Raw genomic sequence first — 20312 nt, 5'->3', positions numbered from 1 at the left:
GTTTTGCTTTGTCTGACCGGGTGATGCGTGTCACCCGGTTCTCCTTGGGGCACGCTGGCCCGGATCGTCCCCGCACAAAGCGGGCATGCTGAAGACCCCTTAGAAGGAATCTTCAAATTTCTTAGCCAGATCCTCGATGTTGTCCGGCGGCCAGTCTTCGACGTCCATCCCGAGATGCAGACCCATGCCCGACAGCACTTCCTTGATCTCATTCAAGGACTTGCGGCCAAAGTTCGGCGTGCGCAGCATCTCGGCCTCGGTCTTCTGGATCAGATCACCAATATAGACAATATTGTCATTCTTCAGACAGTTGGCCGAGCGCACGGACAGCTCCAGCTCGTCCACTTTCTTGAGCAGCAGCGGGTTGAACTCCAGGCCATCGTCCTCGTCCGCACGAGATGCAGATTCAGGCTCGTCGAAGTTGACGAAGATACCCAACTGGTCCTGCAGAATACGCGCGGCAAAGGCCACCGCATCATCAGGGCTGATCGAGCCGTCGGTGTCCACTTTCATGGTCAGCTTGTCATAATCGAGCACCTGGCCCTCGCGGGTGGGCTGCACATCATAGCTGACCTTTTTCACCGGCGAATAGATCGCGTCGATCGGGATGAGACCGATGGGCGCATCCTCGGGTTTGTTCTTCTCGGCCGAGACGTAGCCTTTGCCCTGGTTGACGGTCAGCTCCATGTAAAGGTCGGCACCATCGTCGAGGTGGCAGATCACATGATCGCGGTTCAGCACTTCGATGCCCGCGCTCTCGGAGATGTCGCCCGCGGTCACAACACCCGGACCCTTGGCGGAAATCGACAGGCGCTTCGGCCCCTCCACTTCCATGCGGATACTCACGCCCTTGAGGTTCAGGATGATGTCGGTGACGTCTTCCCGCACGCCGGCCACGCTGGAAAACTCGTGCAGCACGTTGTCGATCTGAACGGATGTGATGGCCGCGCCCTGCAGCGACGACATCAGCACCCGGCGCAGCGCGTTGCCCATGGTCAGGCCAAAGCCACGCTCCAGCGGCTCAGCCGTCACGGTGGCCTGACGCGCGGGGTCGTTGCCCGGCTTCACGTCAAGCTGCTGCGGCTTGATCAATTCGGCCCAATTCTTGTGGATCATGCGTCCCTCCATTCCTGTCTAAGCCCCATGTCCAAACGGCCAAGACTCTCGAGGTTTCAAAAAGCGGATTGGGGCCGCGAGAAAACCCGCAGCCCCGGTCGTAATACTCAACTTAAACGCGGCGGCGCTTCGGGGGGCGGCAGCCGTTGTGGGCCATGGGCGTCACGTCGCGGATGGACGTGATGTTGAACCCGGCAGCGGCCAAGGCACGCAGCGCGCTCTCACGGCCAGACCCCGGTCCCTGCACTTCCACTTCCAGCGTCTTCACGCCGTGTTCCTGCGCCTTGCGGCCCGCATCCTCGGCAGCCATCTGGGCGGCGTAGGGTGTGGATTTCCGCGAGCCCTTGAAGCCCATGGTGCCGGCAGACGACCAGGAGATCGCATTGCCCTGCACATCCGAGATCAGGATCTTGGTGTTGTTGAAGGAGCTGTTCACATGCGCCACACCAGCGGCGATGTTCTTGCTGGCCTTTTTCTTAACGCGTACGCGGTCACGTGCCATTGGTCAGACCCTCCCTTATTTCTTCTTACCGGCAATGGCCTTTGCGGGGCCTTTGCGGGTGCGAGCATTGGTGTGGGTGCGCTGACCGCGGACGGGCAGGTTGCGACGGTGGCGCAGGCCACGGTAGCAGCCCAGGTCCATCAGGCGCTTGATGTTCATCTGCGTGTCACGACGCAGATCGCCTTCGACGGTGTAGTTGGCGTCGATGTGCTCGCGCACGGCCAGAACTTCGGCGTCAGAGAGTTCGTTGACCCGGCGGGCCGCGTCGATACCGACCGCTTCGCAAATCGCTTTTGCAGAGGCGTTGCCGATACCGGTGATGTAGGTGAGGGCGATGGGAACCCGCTTTGCAGTCGGGATGTTTACGCCGGCAATACGTGCCACGTGTGCTATTCCTTTTCGTTGCGGGTCCGTAGTTCCGGACCCTTTTTTCACAACGTAAGCCCGAAGCTTTTCAGGGCATCGGGCGTCAGCTGATCAGGTGATCTTGCCTCTTGGGAGCGACCCTCAAGACAAATTGATTCTCAGTCGAGATAGCGCGTGTTATGGGGTTTTTCCCGCATCGTCAACCCGCGCCTCCGACCTGCGTCTCATGGGCCAATCCGCGCCGGAGGTCAACACGCAATCCGATTGTGGACCGGGCGGCTGCACCACGCTAGGTTGTGAAGCATCGCGTTGCCCAGAAGAGACCTCCCATGCCCCACGCCTCCACCCCCCGCACCGCCAAAGCGCCTCCCAAACCGGCGGCCAAAGCCCCCACCGCGCAGCCCTCCGGGACAGCCGCGGCGGACCCTGCGCTCGAGGCACTGCAGGCCAAAGCCGACGGCAGCCCCGCCGTCGCACAGCTCCAGCGCATGACATCCCGCGCCAACGGGGTCGTGCAACGGGAAGTCGATACCTCCTCCAGCCCCTTCCTACCGGACTACGAGGACGATGAGACACCGGGCTGGGACACGAAGACAGGCGTGCCGCAATGGGCCAAGGACCAGTACGAAGCCGAGGCTCAGACAACGCTGATCTGCTCGATGAAAAACGGCAAGATCGGCAGCATCTACTTCCCAGGCGGTCGCATCCGCACCACCCATGGCTCGGGGCCCGAAAAGGCCCCGGACAAGTCGGACCGGGCCGTGCAACGCTACAATCTGCATTTGGCCAGGGCACAGCGCATTTTCGATGCCGCCAACACGGATCTCTTCCCAAACCTCTATTGGAAGACCGACGTGAAGCTGCCCAAGGAAGACCGCGAAAAACTCGCCAGAAAGGAATATGATCGCGCCTTCAAGAGATGGCTGTCAAATCAGCTCATCTCGATCCCCAACGACAGCCTGCCCAATTGGATCGTGCCGGTCACGGGTCCGGACACCGCGCACGACCCGGAAGACGGGGCTCCGGATCCGGTCATGAAGCTGTTCGAGGTCTTCGTCCGTGTGAGCGACGGCAAGGTCGCGGGCTGGCACCCCTCGCGCGGGGTGGCCACCAAATTTGCCACCAACAAACAGGTGATTTCGGTGCTTGAGGCGGCGGTGAAACATATCGACGGGGTGAAGGACGTCAACGAGCGGAACAAGCAGTTTTATACTTTCATCCAAAAGCGCATCCCCGAGTTCGCCAAACTCATCCGCAGCCCCGAAGAGGTCGCCCCGCGTCCGAAAAAGACCTAGCGTCTCAAGTTCGCCTGTTCCGGGCAGGCAGCGATCGTCACGTCCTCATCCATTGCTGAATGGGCTGCTGTCCTTCGATCCGATCCCGCCTGCGCTGGAAAAAGCGGCATGCCGATGATCGCCCGGCCATTCGACGGGGTCTTGTCCCTTTTTGCGGTAATGCTAGGTTCGCCTCATAGTAGTATTGGGTCATACGGTTGAAACGGACATTCAGACATTGAGAACCCTACGCTCCAGACGCCGCACCGCGCCGCCTCCAAAATCGCGCAAGGGCGCGCGCACGGCCCCGCCGGACCGGTCGCTCACCACGCTGCAGGCCAAGGCAAAGGACAGCACCGCCGTCCGCCAACTCCGCGAGATGCAGGCCCGCGCCAGCCTGCCCCTCCAGCGCGTGGATGATCCCAGCACAGCCGCGATCGACGACAGCGGCACCCTCTCCTGGGACAAAAGCAAAGGCGTGCCGGGCTGGGCCAAATACCAGTACAAACAGGACCACGCCCAGGTCGATCAAAGCTCCAGCCCGTTCCTGCCAGAGTATGGCCCCCAACATGACGACCCGGGGTGGACCTATAGCCAAGGCGTTCCGGAGTGGGCCCGCGAGGAGTACAAGGCACAATCCAAGATCACGCTGATGGCCAGCGTCAAGGATGGCAAGATCGGCAGCATCTATTTTCGCAACGGTCGCATCCGCACCACCCATTCGGACGGCCCGGCGCTTGAGCGGGACAACCCCAACGAGCGCACCCAGCGCTTCAATCTCGACTATGACAAGGCGCTCAGCCTGTTCTTCAAAGTGAACAGGGGCATCGACAAACTCTTCTATGCCCAGACCGACCCCTCCCTGCCGGACGATCAGCGCCAGCAGCAATCCGCGGAATGGCTGTTCGACCAATTCAACCAGTGGCTGGGCGTCTATCTGGCCAAAGCCCCCGTGAACCAACTGCCCAATTGGATCACGCCGGTCACCCGCGCCGACGAGGCCTTCGATACGGAGGCCGCTGATCCGCCCGACAACATCACGCTCTTCGAAGTCTTCACCAATGTGAGCAACGGCAAGGTGCAGAGCTGGCACCCCTCGCGCGGCATCGCCGCGAAGTTCGAGACCAACAAGCAGGTGGTCTCGGTTTTGAAAGAGGCCCTGCGCCGGATCGACGGCGAGACCGACGTCAACCGGCGCAACACCCTGTTTTACAACTTCGTCAAAAGCCGCCTGCCGGTCTTCGCGAACCACATCAGAAAGCCCGATCAGGTCTAGCCCCACCGCAAACGGCAGTTTGAGCACGCAACCGCCGACCCGGGAAGGCGGCTGGATGGTCAATTCAACCTCCAATATGGTTCGGGCACTTACCCAGGGCCTCAACAGGGACGCCTCGCTTGAAAGCTCCGATCTCGCGCACTCTATCAGCCACCGGCGCCAACAGGCGGCACATCCGCGGCACAGCCCAACGCAGACGCGCCGACGATGCCCTGGTGGCGCTGCAACAGCGCGCCGACAACAGCCGACAGGTGCGGCAGCTCCAAGCCCTGCAACGCCAGCGGGCGCCGGTCCTGCAAGCCGCCAATGGCGGCACCGATACCGAGGCGGAACTGCCCGCGAACGTCCCGGTCATGATCAGCATCGAGAATGGCAAGATTGGCAGTGTCTACTTTGATGACGGGCGCATCCGCGGCACCCATCTGGACGGTCCGGCAGATGAACGCGGCGACCATGATCTGATCCAGCGGTACAACATCGACATGCGCAGAGCGTACCGCGCCTATTCCGCTGCGGTGACGGCCCGCACCCACAAGAAGCTGACGTTCGAGGAATGGATCTCGGTTCAGCTGTGGACCGACGAGCCGACTTGGGTCATCGAGGAGCTCCCCGCGCCCGCCGACATGACAGAGGGTCCAGCCGACAGGAACGCAACGCTGTTCGAGAACTTCGGCAACTCCGATGCGGACTACGCGGGCTACCATCCGTCCCGTGGCGCAGGAGAGAAGAAGATGCTGTCGCAGAGCGACGTCGACAGTCTCGAGCATGCAGCCGAAGCAGCCGCCGCCGTCACCGAGACCGCCGGGAAGAACCGCGCCTTCTACGTCGAATTGATGGAGAACGCGCCCCAGCTCGCCACCGAGATGCGCATGCCCGAAGAGATCGACGCCGAGACGGCAGAAGAGGCGTTGAGACGAGCCCGAAAGGAATACGACAGAATTCTCTACTGGACCAAGCAGGACTGGTCGACGGGGCCCTTCGACGACCTCTTCGTCCTCAGTCACGAACTCCGGATCTATCGCCAGCGGATCGTGGACGCAGGCGACGACGCGCGCGAGGCTCTCGCATACACCCGCGATCACGACTACCGCTCCGAACTGACAGTCAAGGTGGCCTATGAAGTGCGCGCAAAGCACGCCACAGCACGCGCACTCGCGGCCTGCGACGCCCTCGACGCCCTCCAGCCCCTCGCAGGCAGCGCCGTGGCCAACTTCTTCCGCGACTACGCCGAAGCGATCGAGACCGCGAAGGACGTAGCTGCCCCCGCTCAGCAGACCACCGCCCAGACCAACACCGCCTGAGCCTCTGCAGGCTCTGACGCGCGCCGCGTCACACCGCAAAGGCGCACCGACGGACCCCCAGCAAGCGCAGATTGCCTCGGCCGACCCGCGGCGCTCCTTTCTCAAAGCGCTGAAACTTTGAGCATATGCCTCTTTTCGACCGCGCTCCAGACAAAAATGCTGCGCTGCAGCACGATTGTGCAGGGAGTTGTTAACCATTTTTCGGTAGAACATTTAGCTAACGCGACCGTGGGAGGAGGCCGCTCTGAAAGGAGAAGGCAGATGAACACGAGAGATGCCCTTTTTGGAGTCCAACCGCTTCGGTGGCTCTTGGCCCTGACGCTTCTGTGCCTCGGGACCCTCACCCCCAACCATATCGGCGCGCAAGAACAGGTGACGCCGCGCTACGCGTCCGGACAGGTCGATATCCACAATCCGAACCGGGTCGATGTGGCGCTGGTCCTGGCGGTCGATGTCTCGTCCTCTGTGAAATCCCACGAACGCCGCTTTCAGCGCGAAGCCTACGCCGCGGCGCTGAGCGATCCGCGGGTTGCGGGCATGGCGCTGGGGGGCGGGTCAGGCCGGATCGCCATCGCCTATATGGAGTGGAGCGGACGACACTATCAGCGGGTGCACCTGCCCATGCGGATCATGTCCACGCCGCAGCAGATCGCCCGTTTCGCCGACGACATTCTGGCCATCGAAGACCGCACGGCGGACCCGATGTATGTGCAGCCCACCGCCATCGGCAACGCGCTGCTGGCAGCCGAACAGGTGATGGCCGGTCTCCAGGTGCCCGCCCGTGACTATGTGATCGACATCTCGGGGGATGGGGTGCTCAACGACGGCACCGGCATTCTCGCTGTGCGCGAACGGCTTCTCGCCATGGGCCTCACCGTCAACGGCCTGCCCATTGAGGTCGCCTACGGACAGCCCAACGCCGATCAACTGTCCTTTGATCGGGTGTCCCGGTACTACGAAGACTGTGTCATCGGCGGCCCCGGCGCCTTCCATCTGGTGGCGCGCGGGTTCAACGATGTGCGGGAAACCCTGATCATGAAACTGATGCTGGAAATGGCGGACATGCGGTCCGAAGAGAAGTCCCGGATCGCGAGGGCATGGAACGGCGATGACGACAGCACCGCGCCGCGGATCCTGCCGGCGAACATGATTCAGCTGGCACCGAACGGCGGCTCGGAACCTCCGCAGCGGCCACGAAGCGACTGCGGCGATACGCGAGTGAGTTCGGCCAATCCGTTCATGATCGTGCCCTGAGGCGGCGCTGGAGCGTCAGGCGCCCATCACCGTGCTGATCTCGCCCTGCACGGCGTCGATGGTGCCAAGACCGTCCACGCGGCTGAGCAGACCCTTGGCATAGTAATAGCCGATCAGGGGCGACGTCTGCTTGTAATACTCCATCAGGCGGGTCTTGAGGCTCTCCTCATTGTCATCCGCCCGGCGCTTGAACTCGGTGCCGCCACAATTGCTGCATTTGCCATCTGCGGGGATCGGCTTGGTCTCGTCGTTGTAGACCTCACCGCACATCGCACAGGTGGAGCGCGCCACGATCCGCGCCACAAGCGCTGCGTCATCCACGCGCATCTCGATCACCGCATCCAGGCTCTCGCCCTCGCTGTCCAGTAGTTCGCCCAGGGCGTCTGCCTGCGCCAGCGTGCGCGGAAAGCCATCGAAGATGAATCCCGCGGCTTTGACCGTCTCCAGCTTTTCCTTGATCAGTCCGATCACGATCTCATCGGTCACCAGCGCCCCGCGCGCCATCACGTCGGCGACGATATTGCCCATCTCGGTTCCGGAGTCCTTGGCCTCGCGCAGCATGTCGCCCGTACTCAGCTGCACCATGTCGCGTGTCTCGACCAGATGACGCGCCTGCGTCCCCTTCCCGGCCCCCGGAGGCCCCAGCAGGATAATATTCATCGGCGGGCGGGGCTCCGTTTCTTGCGTGACTTGCCGCCAGACTTACCACGCAACTGGGACTTTTCAAGCAAACCTTCGTATTGGTGGGCCAGCAGATGGCTCTGCACCTGCTGGATCGTGTCCATGGTCACCGACACCACGATCAGCACCGACGTGCCGCCGAAGTAGAAGGGGATCGCAAACTGCCCGCGCAGGATCTCCGGCAGCAGACACACCGCCGCCAGATAGCCCGAGCCCAGCACCAGCACGCGGTTGACCACATACTCCAGGTACTCGGAGGTCTTCTTGCCGGGCCGAATGCCGGGGATGAACCCGTTCTGGTTTTTCAGATTGTCCGCCACATCATCCGGCTTGAAGCTCACATTGAACGTATAGAAATACGCAAAGAAGACGATCATCACCGTGAAGAACGCGAGATAGAGCGGCTGCCCGGGCCCGAAATTCGCCAGCAGCCAGGACATCACCGGATTGGTGGAATTCCCCGAAAACGTGCTGATCGTCACGGGCAACAGCAGCAGCGACGAGGCAAAGATCGCCGGGATCACCCCTGACGGGTTGACCTTGACCGGCAGGTGGCTCGATCCGCCGTCATAGACCTTCATTCCCACTTGCCGGCGCGGATACTGAATATGCACCTTGCGCAAGGCGCGCTCCATGAAGACCACGAACATGATGGTCGCGATCACCATGATGATCACACCGATGATCACCGCAGGGCTCAGCGCGCCCGACCGCCCCTGGCTGAAGAACTGCGCCAGCGCCGCCGGCAACTCCGCAATGATGCCCACGAAGATGATCAGCGAAATACCATTGCCCACGCCGCGCGCGGTGATCTGTTCGCCCAGCCACATCAGGAACATTGTGCCGCCGACCAGTGTAATCACACAGGAGGCGCGGAAGAACATGCCCGGATCGGTCACGATATCGCCCGCCTCCAGGCTCACGGCGAGCCCGTAGGCCTGCAGCGTGGCCAGGAACACGGTGCCATAGCGCGTGTACTGGTTGATCTTCTTGCGCCCCTGTTCGCCCTCTTTCTTCAGCTGTTCCAGTGACGGCACCATCGACGTCAGAAGCTGCACGATGATCGAGGCCGAAATGTAGGGCATGATCCCGAGGGCAAAGATGCCCATCCGCCCCAGCGCACCGCCGGTGAACATGCTCACCATGCCACCAATGCCCTGGCCGGCCTGTTCCATGAACTGGCGCAGCGCCACACCGTCGATCCCGGGCACCGGAATGAAGGTGCCAAGGCGATAGACGATCAGCAGACCAAGGGTGAAGAGGATGCGGTTTCGAAGATCGGTTGCCTTTCCCAGCGCAGACCAGCTGGTGTTGGCGGCCATATTCTCGACGGCAGATACCATGGATTGGCTCTCTTTATCTACGGACACGCCGCCCGGGCCGGAAAAGGCGGGCGGCGTTCGGGAAAACTCACATGACTATGTAAGCGGCACAGGGGCCGCCCACAAGCCTGAACTGGGCTCTCAGCCCTCTGACGTTTCCGCGACCGGCGCCGCCACGGTCAGCGAGCCCCCGGCTTTTTCGACCGCCTCGATGGCCGATTTGGATGCACCCGTGACCGTCAGGTCGAGCTTTGCCGTCACCTCGCCCTTGGCCAGCACCCGGATGCCGTCGCGCTTGCGGCGCACAAGGCCGCTCTCGACCAGCACGTCTTCCGTGATCGCTTTTTTCGCGTCGATCTTCTTCGCATCCACGAATTTCTGGATCAGCCCGAGGTTGACCACGGCAAACTGCTTGCGGTTCGGCTTGTTGAAGCCACGCTTCGGCAGGCGTTGGTAGAGCGGCATCTGCCCGCCTTCGTACCCGTTGATCGCCACGCCCGAGCGGGATTTCTGACCTTTTATGCCGCGGCCACCCATCTTACCGGTGCCAGAGCCCGGGCCACGACCCACGCGCTTGCGTTTCTTGGTGGCGCCTGCGTTGTCAGACAGTTCATTCAGTTTCATTGTCGCTTCTCCTTTGGCCGGATGTACCCCCCAGCGACGGGAGCGGGCAAACACGGCGTTTCGATTCTGATCACCAAAGCGGTGATCGTGGGCGTATAGACGGGCTTGCGGCATGGATCAAGTGGTGTCGGCGCAACAGAGGGCAGTATCTGGCCGCGGGGCGAAGGCCGTCTTAATAAGTTGCACCATCGGAGTCATTTAGATCCCATCGTCTCAGGAAGACGCGCTCTCGTTAGAAACTAGGTCTGCCGAATGCAGCTCCAAGAGTGTCTCTCCAAATCTAGGATTGTACTTTCTTGCTTCATCAAGATCGACTGCCGGAATTGTATGCCGCGAGGTGAAGGCTCTTCCGGTGACATCAGTTAGTCGAACTTTGATGATTACCTGTCCATTTGTCTGCCTCGGAAAGCAACCACCCCAACTGTCGGATTGCTCAAAGTAAACGACTCCGTTTGTTTCTTGTCCTTCGCGCAAATATGTGTCCGCCTTTGAAGGTGACAAAGAATTTCTCTGACTCAAAAAGGGAAAAACTTTTGTGCTACTGCCAATCTTCGCCTGAAAGTCCGTAAGCGCAACTGCTTGTCGCTCAAGCCAGAACCATCCAATCCCATATTTCAACCACTGAACAGATAGAGGCCGTATTTGCCAACGATACGCAATCGATACCCCGGAGATGCTAGATGGTGCAGTTCCAGTGTTCGCAACTTTGACATACAGTGCGATACCCGTTTTGTGCACATCGTAGTTTTTGTGTTTCTCACCAGTGTGAAAAGTGCAGGCAAATGTTGGGCCATCAATTAGCGAAACCCTAAAATGTGGCTTTCGCCTAAGAGCGGCAAATACACCTGACACCCAACCAAGAACCAGTGTCACAACAAAGATTGCAAGCGTCAGAACGCCTTGGTTTGAATTCAGCCAAGATATAGATTTCTCAAGAAAATCTGCAGCATTCACTTGATTCTAGATTCCTTTGCTTTGTCCACGTTCACAACAAATGGAACCAAACCGCCCCGCAGTTTCCTGCGAGGCGCTCCAACTTTCAAGCCATCCGGGGCTCCGCCCGTGAATTCCTCAAACGCTCCACCGGAGCGGTTGCCGGCCCTTCAGGGCCGGATCGGAATTCACCCCTTCTCTTCCACGATCTCCACCATATGCGGGATGGAGTTGATCATGCCGCGCACGGAAGGGGTGTCTTCCAACTCGCGGGTCTTGTGCATCTTGTTCAGGCCCAGGCCGATCAGCGTGGCGCGCTGTTTGGCGGGGCGGCGGATCGCAGAGCCGATCTGCTTGATCACGAGTGTCTTGGCCATGCTCACGCCTCCTCAGCCACTTGTGCGGATGTATCGACAGCATCCTCACGCTTGGGCAGGATGTCGGCCACTTTCTTGCCGCGACGCTGCGCAACAGACCGCGGGCTCTGCTCCTTGCGCAACCCGTCCATGGTTGCGCGGATCATGTTGTAGGGGTTCTGCGAGCCGATGGACTTGGAGACCACGTCCTTCACGCCCAGCATCTCGAAGACGGCCCGCATCGGACCCCCGGCGATGATCCCGGTGCCTTCCGGTGCCGTGCGCATCACCACCTTGCCGGCGCCGTGGCGGCCTTCCATGTCGTGGTGCAGGGTGCGGCCTTCGCGCAGCTGCACGCGGATCATCTGGCGCTTGGCCTGTTCGGTGGCCTTGCGGATGGCCTCGGGGACCTCCTTGGCCTTGCCCTTGCCGAAGCCGACGCGGCCCTTCTGGTCGCCCACAACCACGAGGGCTGCAAAGCCAAAGCGCTTCCCGCCCTTGACGGTCTTGGAAACGCGGTTGATCGCGACCAGACGGTCCGCGAATTCCGGAGCCTCATCGCGATCGCGACGGCCCCGCTGGTTTGGTTCTCTGGCCATGCAGGCCTCCTCATGCTACGGGCCTCGGCCCGGGTCTCACAATCCAGGTGAGCCTGAAGCTCCCGGATCATCGAGGCGGCCCCGAAGGGCCACCTTCACTGCTGCGACCAGGGGTGGCCTGAAAGCCCACCCTACCTGCCGGTCCCACGCGAGGTGCTGGCAGGTGCGGTGGGCCTTGGGCCACCGCGTTGGTCAGATCTTCAGACCACCCTCACGGGCGGCATCGGCCACGGCCTTGACCTTCCCGTGAAAGAGGAACCCGCCGCGGTCGAAGTAGGCTTCTTCCACACCGGCTTTCTTGGCACGCTCGGCAATCGCCGCGCCCACCTTCGTGGCCGCTTCGATGTTGTTCTTGCCAACCACACCCAGATCCTTCTCCAGAGTGGAGGCAGCGGCGAGCGTGCGGCCCGCCACATCGTCGATCAGCTGAACGGAGATGTTCTTGCTGGAGCGGTGCACGCTCAGGCGCACACGCCCGGCATTCACCTTGCGCAGTTTGTTCCGAACGCGAAGACGGCGCTTGAGGAACAGGTCTCTTTTGCTGTTTGCCATGTCTGCGTTCCTTACTTCTTCTTGCCTTCTTTGCGGAAGATGAACTCGCCCTTGTAGCGGATGCCTTTGCCCTTATAGGGCTCGGGCTTGCGCCACTGACGGATGTTCGCGGCAACCTGACCAACAAGCTGTTCGTCAATGCCTTCCACCACAATCTCGGTCTGTTTCGGAGCGGTCACGGTCACACCCTCGGGTGCGGTGTAGTCCACATCATGGGACAGGCCCAGGTTCAGCTTCAGGGTATTGCCCTGCATCTGCGCCCGATAGCCCACACCCTGGATCTCGAGCTCCTTCTTGAAGCCTTCGGTCACGCCGGTGACGCAGTTCTGCACCTGCGTGCGGGACATGCCCCACTGCTGACGCGCGCGCTTGGATTTGCCGCGCGGTGTCACCGTGATCACATTGTCTTCGACCTTCAGATCTACGTCATCCGTCGCTTTGAATGAGCGTGTGCCCTTTGGGCCTTTGACTTCGATGGCCTGACCAGAGACCGTCGCCGTGACGCCAGAAGGCAGGTCAATCGGTTTTTTACCAATACGAGACATCAAACCCTCCTTAGAAGACGGTGCAGAGCACTTCACCGCCAACGTTGGCGCTGCGTGCAGCCTGGTCCGACATCACACCCTTGGGGGTGGAGACAATCGACACGCCGAGGCCCTGACGGACAACGGGAATGTCATTGACGCCCATGTAGACGCGACGACCGGGCTTGGAGACCCGCTTCAGCTCGCGAATGACAGGTTCGCCCTCATAGTACTTGAGGCTGATCTCGATGGCCGGGTGGCCGTCAGCGCCCGTGATCTTCTCATAGCCGCGGATGTAACCTTCGTCGGCCAGCACATCCAACACCCAGGCCCGCAGCTTCGACGCCGGGGTCACGACGGTGGATTTGCCGCGCATCTGGCTGTTCCGGATCCGGGTGAGCATATCTGCGATAGGATCGTTCATCTTATGCCCTCCTTACCAGCTCGACTTGACCATACCGGGGATCTGGCCGTTCGAGCCCAGGTCCCGCAGCGCGATCCGCGAAATTTTCAACTTGCGATAGTAGGCGTGCGGACGACCCGTCAGCTGGCAGCGGTTGTGCAGACGCACAGCAGACGAGTTCCGCGGCAGCTTCGCCAGCTTCAGAGACGCGCGAAAGCGCTCTTCCATCGGCTTTTCCTGGTCGTTGATGATTGCCTTCAGCTCAGCCCGTTTCGCCGCATATTTGGCGACCAGACGCTCACGCTTTTTCTCGCGTTCGATCATGGATTTCTTAGCCATATCTCTTTCCTCCCGATCAGCTGTTGAAGGGCATGTTGAAGGCTTTCAACAGGCTCTTTGCTTCAGCGTCGGTTTGCGCCGTTGTGGCGATCACAATGTCCATTCCCCAGTTCTCATCGATCTTGTCGAAGTTGATCTCCGGGAACACCAGATGCTCTTTCAGGCCCATGGCATAGTTGCCACGCCCGTCAAAGGACTTGCCCGACACGCCGCGGAAGTCGCGGATGCGGGGCATCGCAATGGTGATCAGACGGTCGAGAAATTCATACATGCGGTCACCGCGCAGGGTCACCTTCGCGCCCAGCGGCATGTCTTCCCGCACCCGGAAGCCCGCGATAGACTTCTTCGCACGCGTGGTCAGCGCCTTCTGGCCTGCGATCAGCGTGAGATCCTCAACAGCGGATTTCGCTTTCTTGCTGTCCCGGACCGCTTCGGCGCCACAGCCGATGTTCAGCACGATCTTCTCAAGACGCGGGATCTGCATGTCGTTCTTGTAGCCGAACTCTTCCTTCATCGCCGCGCGAATGGTGTCCTTGTACGCAGCCTTCAGGCGGGGTGTGTAATTTGCGGAATCAAGCATCGATCACGTCCCCCGTGGTCTTGGCAAAACGCACTTTCTTGTCGCCGTCCATCTTGAAGCCGACGCGGGTCGCTTTGCCGTTCTTGTCAACAAAGGCCAGGTTGCTCAGATCAATCGGCATCGCTTTGGGGATGCGACCGCCCTGGGTGGTCTGGCTCTGTCGTGTGGCGCGAATGGCGATGTTGATGCCATCGACGACCGCCTTGCCTGTCTTCGGGCTCACCGAGGAAATCGTCCCGGTCTTGCCCTTGTCCTTGCCCGCGAGCACGATGACCTTGTCACCTTTTTTCAGTTTCGCAGCCATGATTACAGCACCTCCGGAGCGAGAGAGATGATTTTCATGAAGTTCTTCGCGCGCAGCTCACGGACGACCGGGCCAAAGATCCGGGTACCGATCGGCTCGTTGTTGTTGTTGAGGATGACGGCGGCGTTGCGATCAAAGCGGATCGCGGTGCCGTCTTCGCGGCGGACTTCCTTGGCGGTGCGCACGACAACGGCCTTGCGGACGTCGCCCTTCTTCACACGACCGCGCGGGATGGCTTCCTTCACCGAGACGACAATGATGTCGCCGACGGAGGCGTATTTACGCTTGGAACCACCCAGGACCTTGATGCACTGTACTCGGCGCGCGCCGGAGTTGTCAGCAACATCCAGGTTGGTCTGCATCTGGATCATTTGGTTTCTCCCGACCTTTGGGGGGCCGATGCGTGGCCATATCCCCAGGGTTTCGAATAAAGGGCGTGCGCCTTAGGCCTCAGCGGCCTCCAGCACTTCCCAACGTTTGGTTTTCGACTTCGGCGCGCATTCGATGATGCGGACGCTGTCCCCTACCTTGAAGGTGTTCTTCTCATCGTGCGCCCGGTATTTCTTGGACTTACGGATGGTCTTCTTCAGAACCGGATGCGTGAAGCGGCGCTCGACGCTGACGGTCACTGTTTGGGCGTTGGCATCAGAAGTAACGACACCCTGCAGGATACGCTTTGGCATGGGGGGCTCTCCTTACTCAGATGCAGCAGCGGAGGCTGCTTTTTGGTTCAACACGGTCTTCACACGGGCCGCATTGCGGCGCGCGATGCGCAGCTGCGCGGGGTTTTCCAGCTGGCCGGTGGCCTGCTGAAAGCGCAGGTTGAACTGTTCTTTCTTCAGATTGGCCAGCTCTTCACGCAGCTGGTCCGGGGTCTTGTCATGCAATTCCTTGGCGTTCATCGCCCTTTTCCTTTCAACATCACGGGAAGGCCGCCAAAAGCGTCACCCTGATTCCCGTGGAGTCCATGATGAGAGCGCCGTATAGGAGGCTTGCGGGCCTATGGCAACCCCTTATTCCGGCTTGCACAAAGCGCTCGACGTGTGTCGATGCCAAAAGCCACCGCGGGTTCGTAGATCACGGGCGGTGCGGGACGCTGGCCAGCCCGCGCATCCCGCCTTTCGGCGCGACACACGCTTGTTCTCCCGGTGCCTTTGCGGGATGGTCATAGCAGCGCGCCACCAGAAAGGATTCAGGATGAAATCCGTCGCCAAAACACTGTCATCTTTCGCCGTGATGGGCATCCTTTCGGCCTGCGCGGGTGGCACCTTGCCCTCCGGCGCCCCGGAGCAAACCTGGCTCAGCCCGTCCGAGAGGGCGTTTCTGAACATCCAGCGGCCCTACCCCAATTTCGATGATGTCTGCGTGCTCCTGGGAAAGAGCGAGACCACCGCCGCGATGCGGACCGAGGGGCAAGAGCTGATCGCCTGTCCGAAGCACGAGACCGGTGCGACCGACGACCGGCGGCGGAGCGGCGCAAAGATCGTGGGCCAGTCCGAGTATTGGGTCATTCTCAGCATCGCTTCCGATCTGGCGCAGGCGCAGCTGCAGAGATACTGACGCGGCTCGCCCGTTTGGCCCCGACCGCGATCCGCGCCCAGATCAGCGCAAACCGCGTCGACGGCCGGGGGCTCACACAGCGCCCGGTCCGGCAAGCGGTCGCCCGCAACGCGCATAACCGCATGCCCCCAAGGCGCAACCTCGGAGACGGCGCTCCGCAATCCCTCGCAGCCCCCGCTCCAATCCTGACTATTTTGCTTGGATACAACGGGGATCTGCGCTACCACTGCCGCGTAGCCAAAAGGAGAGCCTGCTATGAACACGCGTTTCATAAGCGGCTTTGCCCTGACGCTTGCAGCCACCGTGACCGTTCTCACGCCAGCAACATCCGCACAGGCCGAAGCCTTGACCCTGACCGACATCGCCGGTCGGACCGTCACCCTGGATGAGGTGCCGGACAAGATCATCCTCGGGGAAGGCCGGATGATGTACGCCATCGCCGCCATCTCGGAGGGCAACCCCTTCGATCATATCGTCGGCTGGAAAGACGACCTGGTGCTCTACGATCCGGACGCCTTCCGCAAATTCGAAGGGGCCTTCCCTGCCGATGCGGAGCGGATGATCAACTTCGGCAATCCCTACGCCGGGGATTTCAGCGTTGAAGCCGTGCTCGAAGCGGAGGCCGATCTGGTGCTGCTCGATAGCGGCAACCTCTTCAAAGCCGAAGAGACCGGCCTGATCGAGAAGCTGGACAAGGCCGGTGTGCCCGTCGTCTTCATCGACTTCCGCCGCAATGCAACAGAGAACACCGTGCCCTCCCTGCTGATCCTCGGCCGCATTCTCGGCGAGGAGAAAGGCGCGGCCAGGTTCATCGACTTCTACATCGCCGAGATGCGCAGGGTGACCAATGTGGTCGACCAGATCCCGGCAGAGGAGCGCCCGCTCGTGGTGGTCGAGAACGCCGCAGGCTGGCAGCCGGACTTCTGCTGCTGGTCGTTCGGACCTTACAACTACGGTCGCTTCGTCGAGCTTGCGGGCGGCAAGAACTTCGCCTCGACCCTCGCCAACGCCTATTCGGTGACCCTGTCGATGGAAGGCATGCTCGAGGCCGACCCGGATCATGTCATCGGCACCGGCGCGAACTGGGCCGAGGCCAAACCCGAGGTGACATCGACGCTGCTGGGCTACGAAGGCGATCCGGCGGTCAACGCCGAGAAGATCGCAGCACTCGCCGCGCGCCCCGGCTTTTCCGAGCTGCGGGCCGTGAAAGAGGGCAACTACCACTCGATCTACCACCAGTTCTACAACTCGCCCTATCACTTCGTCGCCGTGCAGCAGATCGCCAAATGGCTCTACCCCGAGGATTTTGCCGATCTCGATCCGCAGGACACCTTCGAGCGTCTGCACGCGGAATTCATGCCCTATGAGGCGTCCGGCCAGTTCTGGCTGAGCGTCGACTGACCGGATCAGACCCGTCGCAAAGGCGTGCGGCGGGTCATGTGCCATGACAGATTTTTCTCAATCCCCAAGTGTCGATGCAATTGTCGGCACCTATCGCCGGCGGTCCTTCCTGAGGGTGGCGCTGGTCGCAGGTGCCGCGCTTGCGCTGTGCACAACCGTGCTAATCGACGTCATCACCGGCCCGGCGGCGCTCGACATCTTTCGCGTGGCCCATGTGATCGTCCAGCCCGCGCTGGCCACGGCGAAGGAACAGGTCATCATCTGGGACCTGCGCCTGCCGGTGGCGCTCATGGCGGTGGTCGTCGGAGCCATGCTGGGCGTGGCCGGCGCCGAGATGCAGACCATTCTCAACAATCCGCTGGCCGATCCCTTCACGCTCGGCCTGTCGTCGGCGGCCAGTTTCGGCGCGGCTGTGGCCATCGTGCTCGGCTGGTCGGTGATCCCAGGCGTGGGCGCGCTCTGTGTGACGGTCAATGCCTTCGCCTTCGCCATGGCGGCCTCGATGGGCCTCTTCCTGTTCACCAAGCTGCGCGGGGTGACGCCCGAGGCGATGATCCTCGTGGGGATTGCGATGCTCTTCACCTTCAATGCACTGCTGGCCTTTCTGCAATACGGCGCCTCGGAGCTGCAGCTGGCGCAGCTGATCTTCTGGCAGCTGGGCTCGCTCGCACGGGCCACCTGGCCGAAGGTCGGCATTTGCCTTCTGGTTCTGGCGATTGTGCTTCCCTATTTTCTCAGCCGGACCTGGGCGCTCACGGCGCTGCGCATGGGCGAGGACAAGGCCGCAGCCCTCGGGGTCAACGTGAACGGGCTGCGCTTGATGGTGCTGGCAGGCGTCTCGCTGCTCTCCGCCGTTGCGGTATCCTTCGTGGGGGCCGTCGCCTTCGTCGGTCTTGTGGGGCCGCATATCGCGCGCATGATCGTGGGCGAGGACCAGCGGGGTTTCCTGCCGCTCTCGGCTCTGGCCGGCGCGCTGATCCTGTCGGGCACGTCCATCGCCTCCAAGGCGATCACGCCCGGCATCGTCTATCCCATCGGCATGATCACCTCGCTCATCGGCATCCCCTTCTTCGTCAGCCTGATCCTCAGCCAGCGCAAGAGGCACTGGCAATGACGCTTGAGGTGCGCGATCTCCGGTTCGCCTATGGCGCCCGCCCGATCCTGCGCGACGTGGGGTTCGGCCCGTTGCGCCCCGGCCAGTTGACCGCGCTCATCGGGCCCAATGCCTCCGGCAAGTCGACCCTGTTCCGAACCATCGCAGGCCTGCTGAAGGCCCAAGGCACGGTCACGCTCCACGGGCACGATCTGGCCCGGCTCGGCCCGCGGGAGCGGCTGTCGCGGGTTTGCTTCATGCCGCAGTTCTTCGCCGCGAATGCGGCGCTGACCGTCTTCGACGTGGTCATGATGGCGCGCAAGAACCTCAGCGGGTGGCGCGTCACGTCGGAGGATATGCAGGCTGTCGGCCAGGCCCTTCACACGGCCGAGATCGGCCATTTGTCGGATGCCTATATCAGCGAGTTGTCGGGCGGGCAGTCACAGATGGTCTCTGTGGCGCAGGCGTTGATCCGCACGTCGGACGTCTATCTCTTCGATGAACCCACCTCCGCGCTCGATCTCAACCACCAGCTGCGCGTCTTGGGTCAGATCCGTGGCGCCATCGCCGCGCGCGATGCGATCGGCATCGTCGCCCTGCATGACCTCAACCTCGCGGCGCGCTTTGCCGATCACCTGATCCTGCTGGGCCAGGGCCGGATCCTGGCGGAGGGCGCGCCCGCAGACATCCTGCAGCGCCCGGAAGTGGGTGAGACCTACGGCGTCGATATTCACATCACACAAGGCCCCCGGGAGGATCTCATCGTCCATGCCTATGCCCCTGCTTGACCGACGCCGGTTCGGCCTCGCCTTCGGCGCCACGCTGGCGGCACCGATGCTTGCCGCGCGCACCAGGGCGCCCGCACATGAGGACGGGCAGCACGCCATCCTCATGCTCAACGCCGATTGCAACGACACCAGCGTGGTCAACGTCTTTGCCCCGTCGGTGCTGCATATCGAGCCGGGCCAGAGCGTGACGTTCCTGGCCACCGATCCCGGCCACAACACCGCCTCCAAACGCGGCATGATTCCGGACGGGGCAGAGCCATGGAACGGCGCCATCGACGAGGAACTCACGATCACACTCCCCGTGCCGGGGATCTACGGCTATATCTGCCTGCCGCATTACGAAGGGGGCATGGTCGGGCTCATCGTCGTCGGCAACGACCTGTCGAACCTTGCCGCCGCATATAAAGTTCGCCACCCTGGCGCGGCACGCAAGACCTTTCGCGCGTTGCTGACAGACCTCGAAGCAGGAGCTGCGTGACATGACACAATTGATCAACACCTGGAGCAAGGACGCCTCCGAGGAGGACAGCATGACCGACGAGCATGCGTGGATCTGGCGGGAGATGATCGACTGCATCCCGCACGCGGATCTGTCGCAGGCCAAGGTTCTCGACATCGGCTGCAACCAGGGCGGCTTCCTGCGCATGCTCTATGACACACGGCCCTTCGCCGAAGGTGTGGGCGTCGATCTGGCGCAGGACCGCATTGCGCTTGCCGATGCCGCCAAGGCAGCGCGCCCACTCTCCTATCTCGCGACCGACACGCTCGCGGATGCGGGCACCGGCTTCGACCTGGCCTTCAGCCACGAGGTGATCTACCTGATCGAGGATCTGGAGGATCACGCCCGTCAGGTCGCCGCCGTCCTCAAACCCGGCGGCACCTACGACGCGATCACCTGCTGCCACGCCGACAGCCCCCTCTGGGCCGACTGGCGGCCCAGGATCGCCGCCTTCTCCAACATCCCGGTCCCCAACCACAGCGTCGCCGATATCGCAGCGGCCTTCCGCGCCGCGGGCCTCGATCTGTCGATCAGCCGCTTCCTCGCCAAGGCCTTCATCCCGAATGAACCGCCGAGCGACTACTTCCCGAGCGACCTCGCGCGCCTTGAAACCTATTGCACCTGGAAGCTCTGTTTCAGAGCCCGTCGCCCCGCCTGAGGCGCGC

Annotated in this window: 28 protein-coding genes; 10 read left to right on the top strand and 18 right to left on the bottom strand. The window is 61.8% G+C overall.

The window, feature by feature from the left end; translation table 11 throughout:
• Window positions 1-99: 99 nt before the first annotated feature.
• From Q1A71_RS19435 to rpsM, 3 genes are all read right to left on the bottom strand, one after another.
• Entirely contained in the window at window positions 100-1116 is a 1017-nt protein-coding gene (locus tag Q1A71_RS19435; protein ID WP_299680439.1) for a DNA-directed RNA polymerase subunit alpha, read from the bottom strand.
• 112 nt (window positions 1117-1228) lie between these two features.
• Entirely contained in the window at window positions 1229-1618 is a 390-nt protein-coding gene (gene rpsK, locus Q1A71_RS19430) for a 30S ribosomal protein S11 (RefSeq protein WP_159974560.1), read from the bottom strand.
• A 15-nt stretch (window positions 1619-1633) separates the two neighbouring features.
• The gene (rpsM, locus tag Q1A71_RS19425; RefSeq protein ID WP_219505845.1) at window positions 1634-2002 is read right to left on the bottom strand and encodes a 30S ribosomal protein S13; all 369 of its coding nucleotides are present in this window, start codon (window positions 2000-2002) and stop codon (window positions 1634-1636) included.
• Window positions 2003-2313: 311 nt separating this feature from the next.
• Between rpsM and Q1A71_RS19420 the strand changes: the two genes are divergently transcribed.
• The 4 genes from Q1A71_RS19420 (at window position 2314) to Q1A71_RS19405 (ending at window position 7089) form a co-directional block, all read left to right on the top strand.
• Window positions 2314-3279: a hypothetical protein gene (locus tag Q1A71_RS19420; protein WP_299680433.1), complete on the top strand. Its 966-nt coding sequence runs from the start codon at window positions 2314-2316 to the stop codon at window positions 3277-3279.
• A 217-nt stretch (window positions 3280-3496) separates the two neighbouring features.
• The gene (locus Q1A71_RS19415) at window positions 3497-4534 is read left to right on the top strand and encodes a hypothetical protein (RefSeq protein ID WP_299680430.1); all 1038 of its coding nucleotides are present in this window, start codon (window positions 3497-3499) and stop codon (window positions 4532-4534) included.
• Between the two features lie 119 nt (window positions 4535-4653).
• Window positions 4654-5835: a hypothetical protein gene (locus Q1A71_RS19410; protein ID WP_299680427.1), complete on the top strand. Its 1182-nt coding sequence runs from the start codon at window positions 4654-4656 to the stop codon at window positions 5833-5835.
• Window positions 5836-6096: 261 nt separating this feature from the next.
• Window positions 6097-7089 carry a DUF1194 domain-containing protein gene (locus Q1A71_RS19405; protein WP_299680424.1) on the top strand — a complete coding sequence of 331 codons (993 nt, stop codon included), beginning with the start codon at window positions 6097-6099 and terminating at the stop codon, window positions 7087-7089.
• A gap of 15 nt (window positions 7090-7104) precedes the next feature.
• Here the strand turns inward: Q1A71_RS19405 and Q1A71_RS19400 are convergent, their stop codons facing one another.
• From Q1A71_RS19400 to rpmC, 15 genes are all read right to left on the bottom strand, one after another.
• Window positions 7105-7749 (bottom strand): adenylate kinase, encoded by a 645-nt coding sequence (locus tag Q1A71_RS19400; RefSeq protein WP_299680422.1) that lies wholly within the window; start codon window positions 7747-7749, stop codon window positions 7105-7107.
• A complete protein-coding gene (secY, locus tag Q1A71_RS19395) occupies window positions 7746-9113 on the bottom strand; it encodes a preprotein translocase subunit SecY (protein ID WP_299680420.1) in 1368 nt (455 codons plus the stop codon). Before secY ends, Q1A71_RS19400 begins: the two co-directional genes overlap by 4 nt.
• A 120-nt stretch (window positions 9114-9233) precedes the next feature.
• The gene (rplO, locus tag Q1A71_RS19390; protein WP_299680417.1) at window positions 9234-9716 is read right to left on the bottom strand and encodes a 50S ribosomal protein L15; all 483 of its coding nucleotides are present in this window, start codon (window positions 9714-9716) and stop codon (window positions 9234-9236) included.
• Window positions 9717-9929: 213 nt separating this feature from the next.
• Entirely contained in the window at window positions 9930-10670 is a 741-nt protein-coding gene (locus Q1A71_RS19385; protein WP_299680414.1) for a hypothetical protein, read from the bottom strand.
• Window positions 10671-10837: 167 nt separating this feature from the next.
• Window positions 10838-11026: a 50S ribosomal protein L30 gene (gene rpmD, locus Q1A71_RS19380; protein ID WP_299680412.1), complete on the bottom strand. Its 189-nt coding sequence runs from the start codon at window positions 11024-11026 to the stop codon at window positions 10838-10840.
• A 2-nt stretch (window positions 11027-11028) separates the two neighbouring features.
• On the bottom strand, window positions 11029-11604 hold the full coding sequence (gene rpsE / locus Q1A71_RS19375; RefSeq protein WP_299680409.1) for a 30S ribosomal protein S5: 576 nt from the start codon (window positions 11602-11604) through the stop codon (window positions 11029-11031).
• Between the two features lie 192 nt (window positions 11605-11796).
• A complete protein-coding gene (gene rplR / locus Q1A71_RS19370; RefSeq protein ID WP_299680406.1) occupies window positions 11797-12156 on the bottom strand; it encodes a 50S ribosomal protein L18 in 360 nt (119 codons plus the stop codon).
• 11 nt (window positions 12157-12167) lie between these two features.
• Window positions 12168-12701: a 50S ribosomal protein L6 gene (gene rplF, locus Q1A71_RS19365; protein WP_299680403.1), complete on the bottom strand. Its 534-nt coding sequence runs from the start codon at window positions 12699-12701 to the stop codon at window positions 12168-12170.
• A gap of 10 nt (window positions 12702-12711) precedes the next feature.
• Window positions 12712-13104: a 30S ribosomal protein S8 gene (gene rpsH, locus Q1A71_RS19360; RefSeq protein ID WP_299680400.1), complete on the bottom strand. Its 393-nt coding sequence runs from the start codon at window positions 13102-13104 to the stop codon at window positions 12712-12714.
• A gap of 12 nt (window positions 13105-13116) precedes the next feature.
• The gene (gene rpsN, locus Q1A71_RS19355) at window positions 13117-13422 is read right to left on the bottom strand and encodes a 30S ribosomal protein S14 (RefSeq protein ID WP_299680397.1); all 306 of its coding nucleotides are present in this window, start codon (window positions 13420-13422) and stop codon (window positions 13117-13119) included.
• A gap of 16 nt (window positions 13423-13438) precedes the next feature.
• The gene (rplE, locus tag Q1A71_RS19350; protein ID WP_299680394.1) at window positions 13439-14002 is read right to left on the bottom strand and encodes a 50S ribosomal protein L5; all 564 of its coding nucleotides are present in this window, start codon (window positions 14000-14002) and stop codon (window positions 13439-13441) included.
• Complete coding sequence (gene rplX, locus Q1A71_RS19345; RefSeq protein WP_159974575.1) at window positions 13995-14306, bottom strand: 50S ribosomal protein L24; 312 nt, start codon at window positions 14304-14306, stop codon at window positions 13995-13997. Before rplX ends, rplE begins: the two co-directional genes overlap by 8 nt.
• Window positions 14307-14308: 2 nt before the next feature.
• Window positions 14309-14677 carry a 50S ribosomal protein L14 gene (rplN, locus tag Q1A71_RS19340; RefSeq protein ID WP_011567679.1) on the bottom strand — a complete coding sequence of 123 codons (369 nt, stop codon included), beginning with the start codon at window positions 14675-14677 and terminating at the stop codon, window positions 14309-14311.
• Between the two features lie 72 nt (window positions 14678-14749).
• Window positions 14750-14989, bottom strand: coding sequence for a 30S ribosomal protein S17 (gene rpsQ, locus Q1A71_RS19335; RefSeq protein ID WP_298919265.1), 240 nt, complete (start codon window positions 14987-14989; stop codon window positions 14750-14752).
• Window positions 14990-15001: 12 nt separating this feature from the next.
• Window positions 15002-15208, bottom strand: a complete 207-nt coding sequence (gene rpmC, locus Q1A71_RS19330; protein WP_299680389.1) for a 50S ribosomal protein L29 — start codon at window positions 15206-15208, stop codon at window positions 15002-15004.
• 295 nt (window positions 15209-15503) lie between these two features.
• On the opposite strand from rpmC, the gene Q1A71_RS19325 reads away from it, so the two are divergent.
• The 6 genes from Q1A71_RS19325 (at window position 15504) to Q1A71_RS19300 (ending at window position 20305) form a co-directional block, all read left to right on the top strand.
• Complete coding sequence (locus Q1A71_RS19325) at window positions 15504-15866, top strand: hypothetical protein (protein ID WP_299680386.1); 363 nt, start codon at window positions 15504-15506, stop codon at window positions 15864-15866.
• A 255-nt stretch (window positions 15867-16121) separates the two neighbouring features.
• Entirely contained in the window at window positions 16122-17267 is a 1146-nt protein-coding gene (locus tag Q1A71_RS19320; protein ID WP_299680383.1) for an ABC transporter substrate-binding protein, read from the top strand.
• Window positions 17268-17310: 43 nt separating this feature from the next.
• The gene (locus Q1A71_RS19315) at window positions 17311-18381 is read left to right on the top strand and encodes an iron ABC transporter permease (RefSeq protein ID WP_299680380.1); all 1071 of its coding nucleotides are present in this window, start codon (window positions 17311-17313) and stop codon (window positions 18379-18381) included.
• Window positions 18378-19148 carry an ABC transporter ATP-binding protein gene (locus tag Q1A71_RS19310; protein WP_299680377.1) on the top strand — a complete coding sequence of 257 codons (771 nt, stop codon included), beginning with the start codon at window positions 18378-18380 and terminating at the stop codon, window positions 19146-19148. The genes Q1A71_RS19315 and Q1A71_RS19310 overlap by 4 nt, the downstream gene beginning before the upstream one ends.
• Window positions 19129-19626 carry a pseudoazurin gene (locus Q1A71_RS19305; RefSeq protein WP_299680374.1) on the top strand — a complete coding sequence of 166 codons (498 nt, stop codon included), beginning with the start codon at window positions 19129-19131 and terminating at the stop codon, window positions 19624-19626. The genes Q1A71_RS19310 and Q1A71_RS19305 overlap by 20 nt, the downstream gene beginning before the upstream one ends.
• Window position 19627: 1 nt before the next feature.
• Entirely contained in the window at window positions 19628-20305 is a 678-nt protein-coding gene (locus tag Q1A71_RS19300) for a class I SAM-dependent methyltransferase (RefSeq protein WP_299680371.1), read from the top strand.
• Window positions 20306-20312 lie beyond the last annotated feature (7 nt).

Source organism: uncultured Roseobacter sp., from assembly GCF_947493125.1.
In the GTDB taxonomy this organism is placed as follows: domain Bacteria; phylum Pseudomonadota; class Alphaproteobacteria; order Rhodobacterales; family Rhodobacteraceae; genus Roseobacter.
Note: the sequence above shows the minus strand (reverse complement) of the source record. Positions and strands in the feature narration are given on the sequence as shown.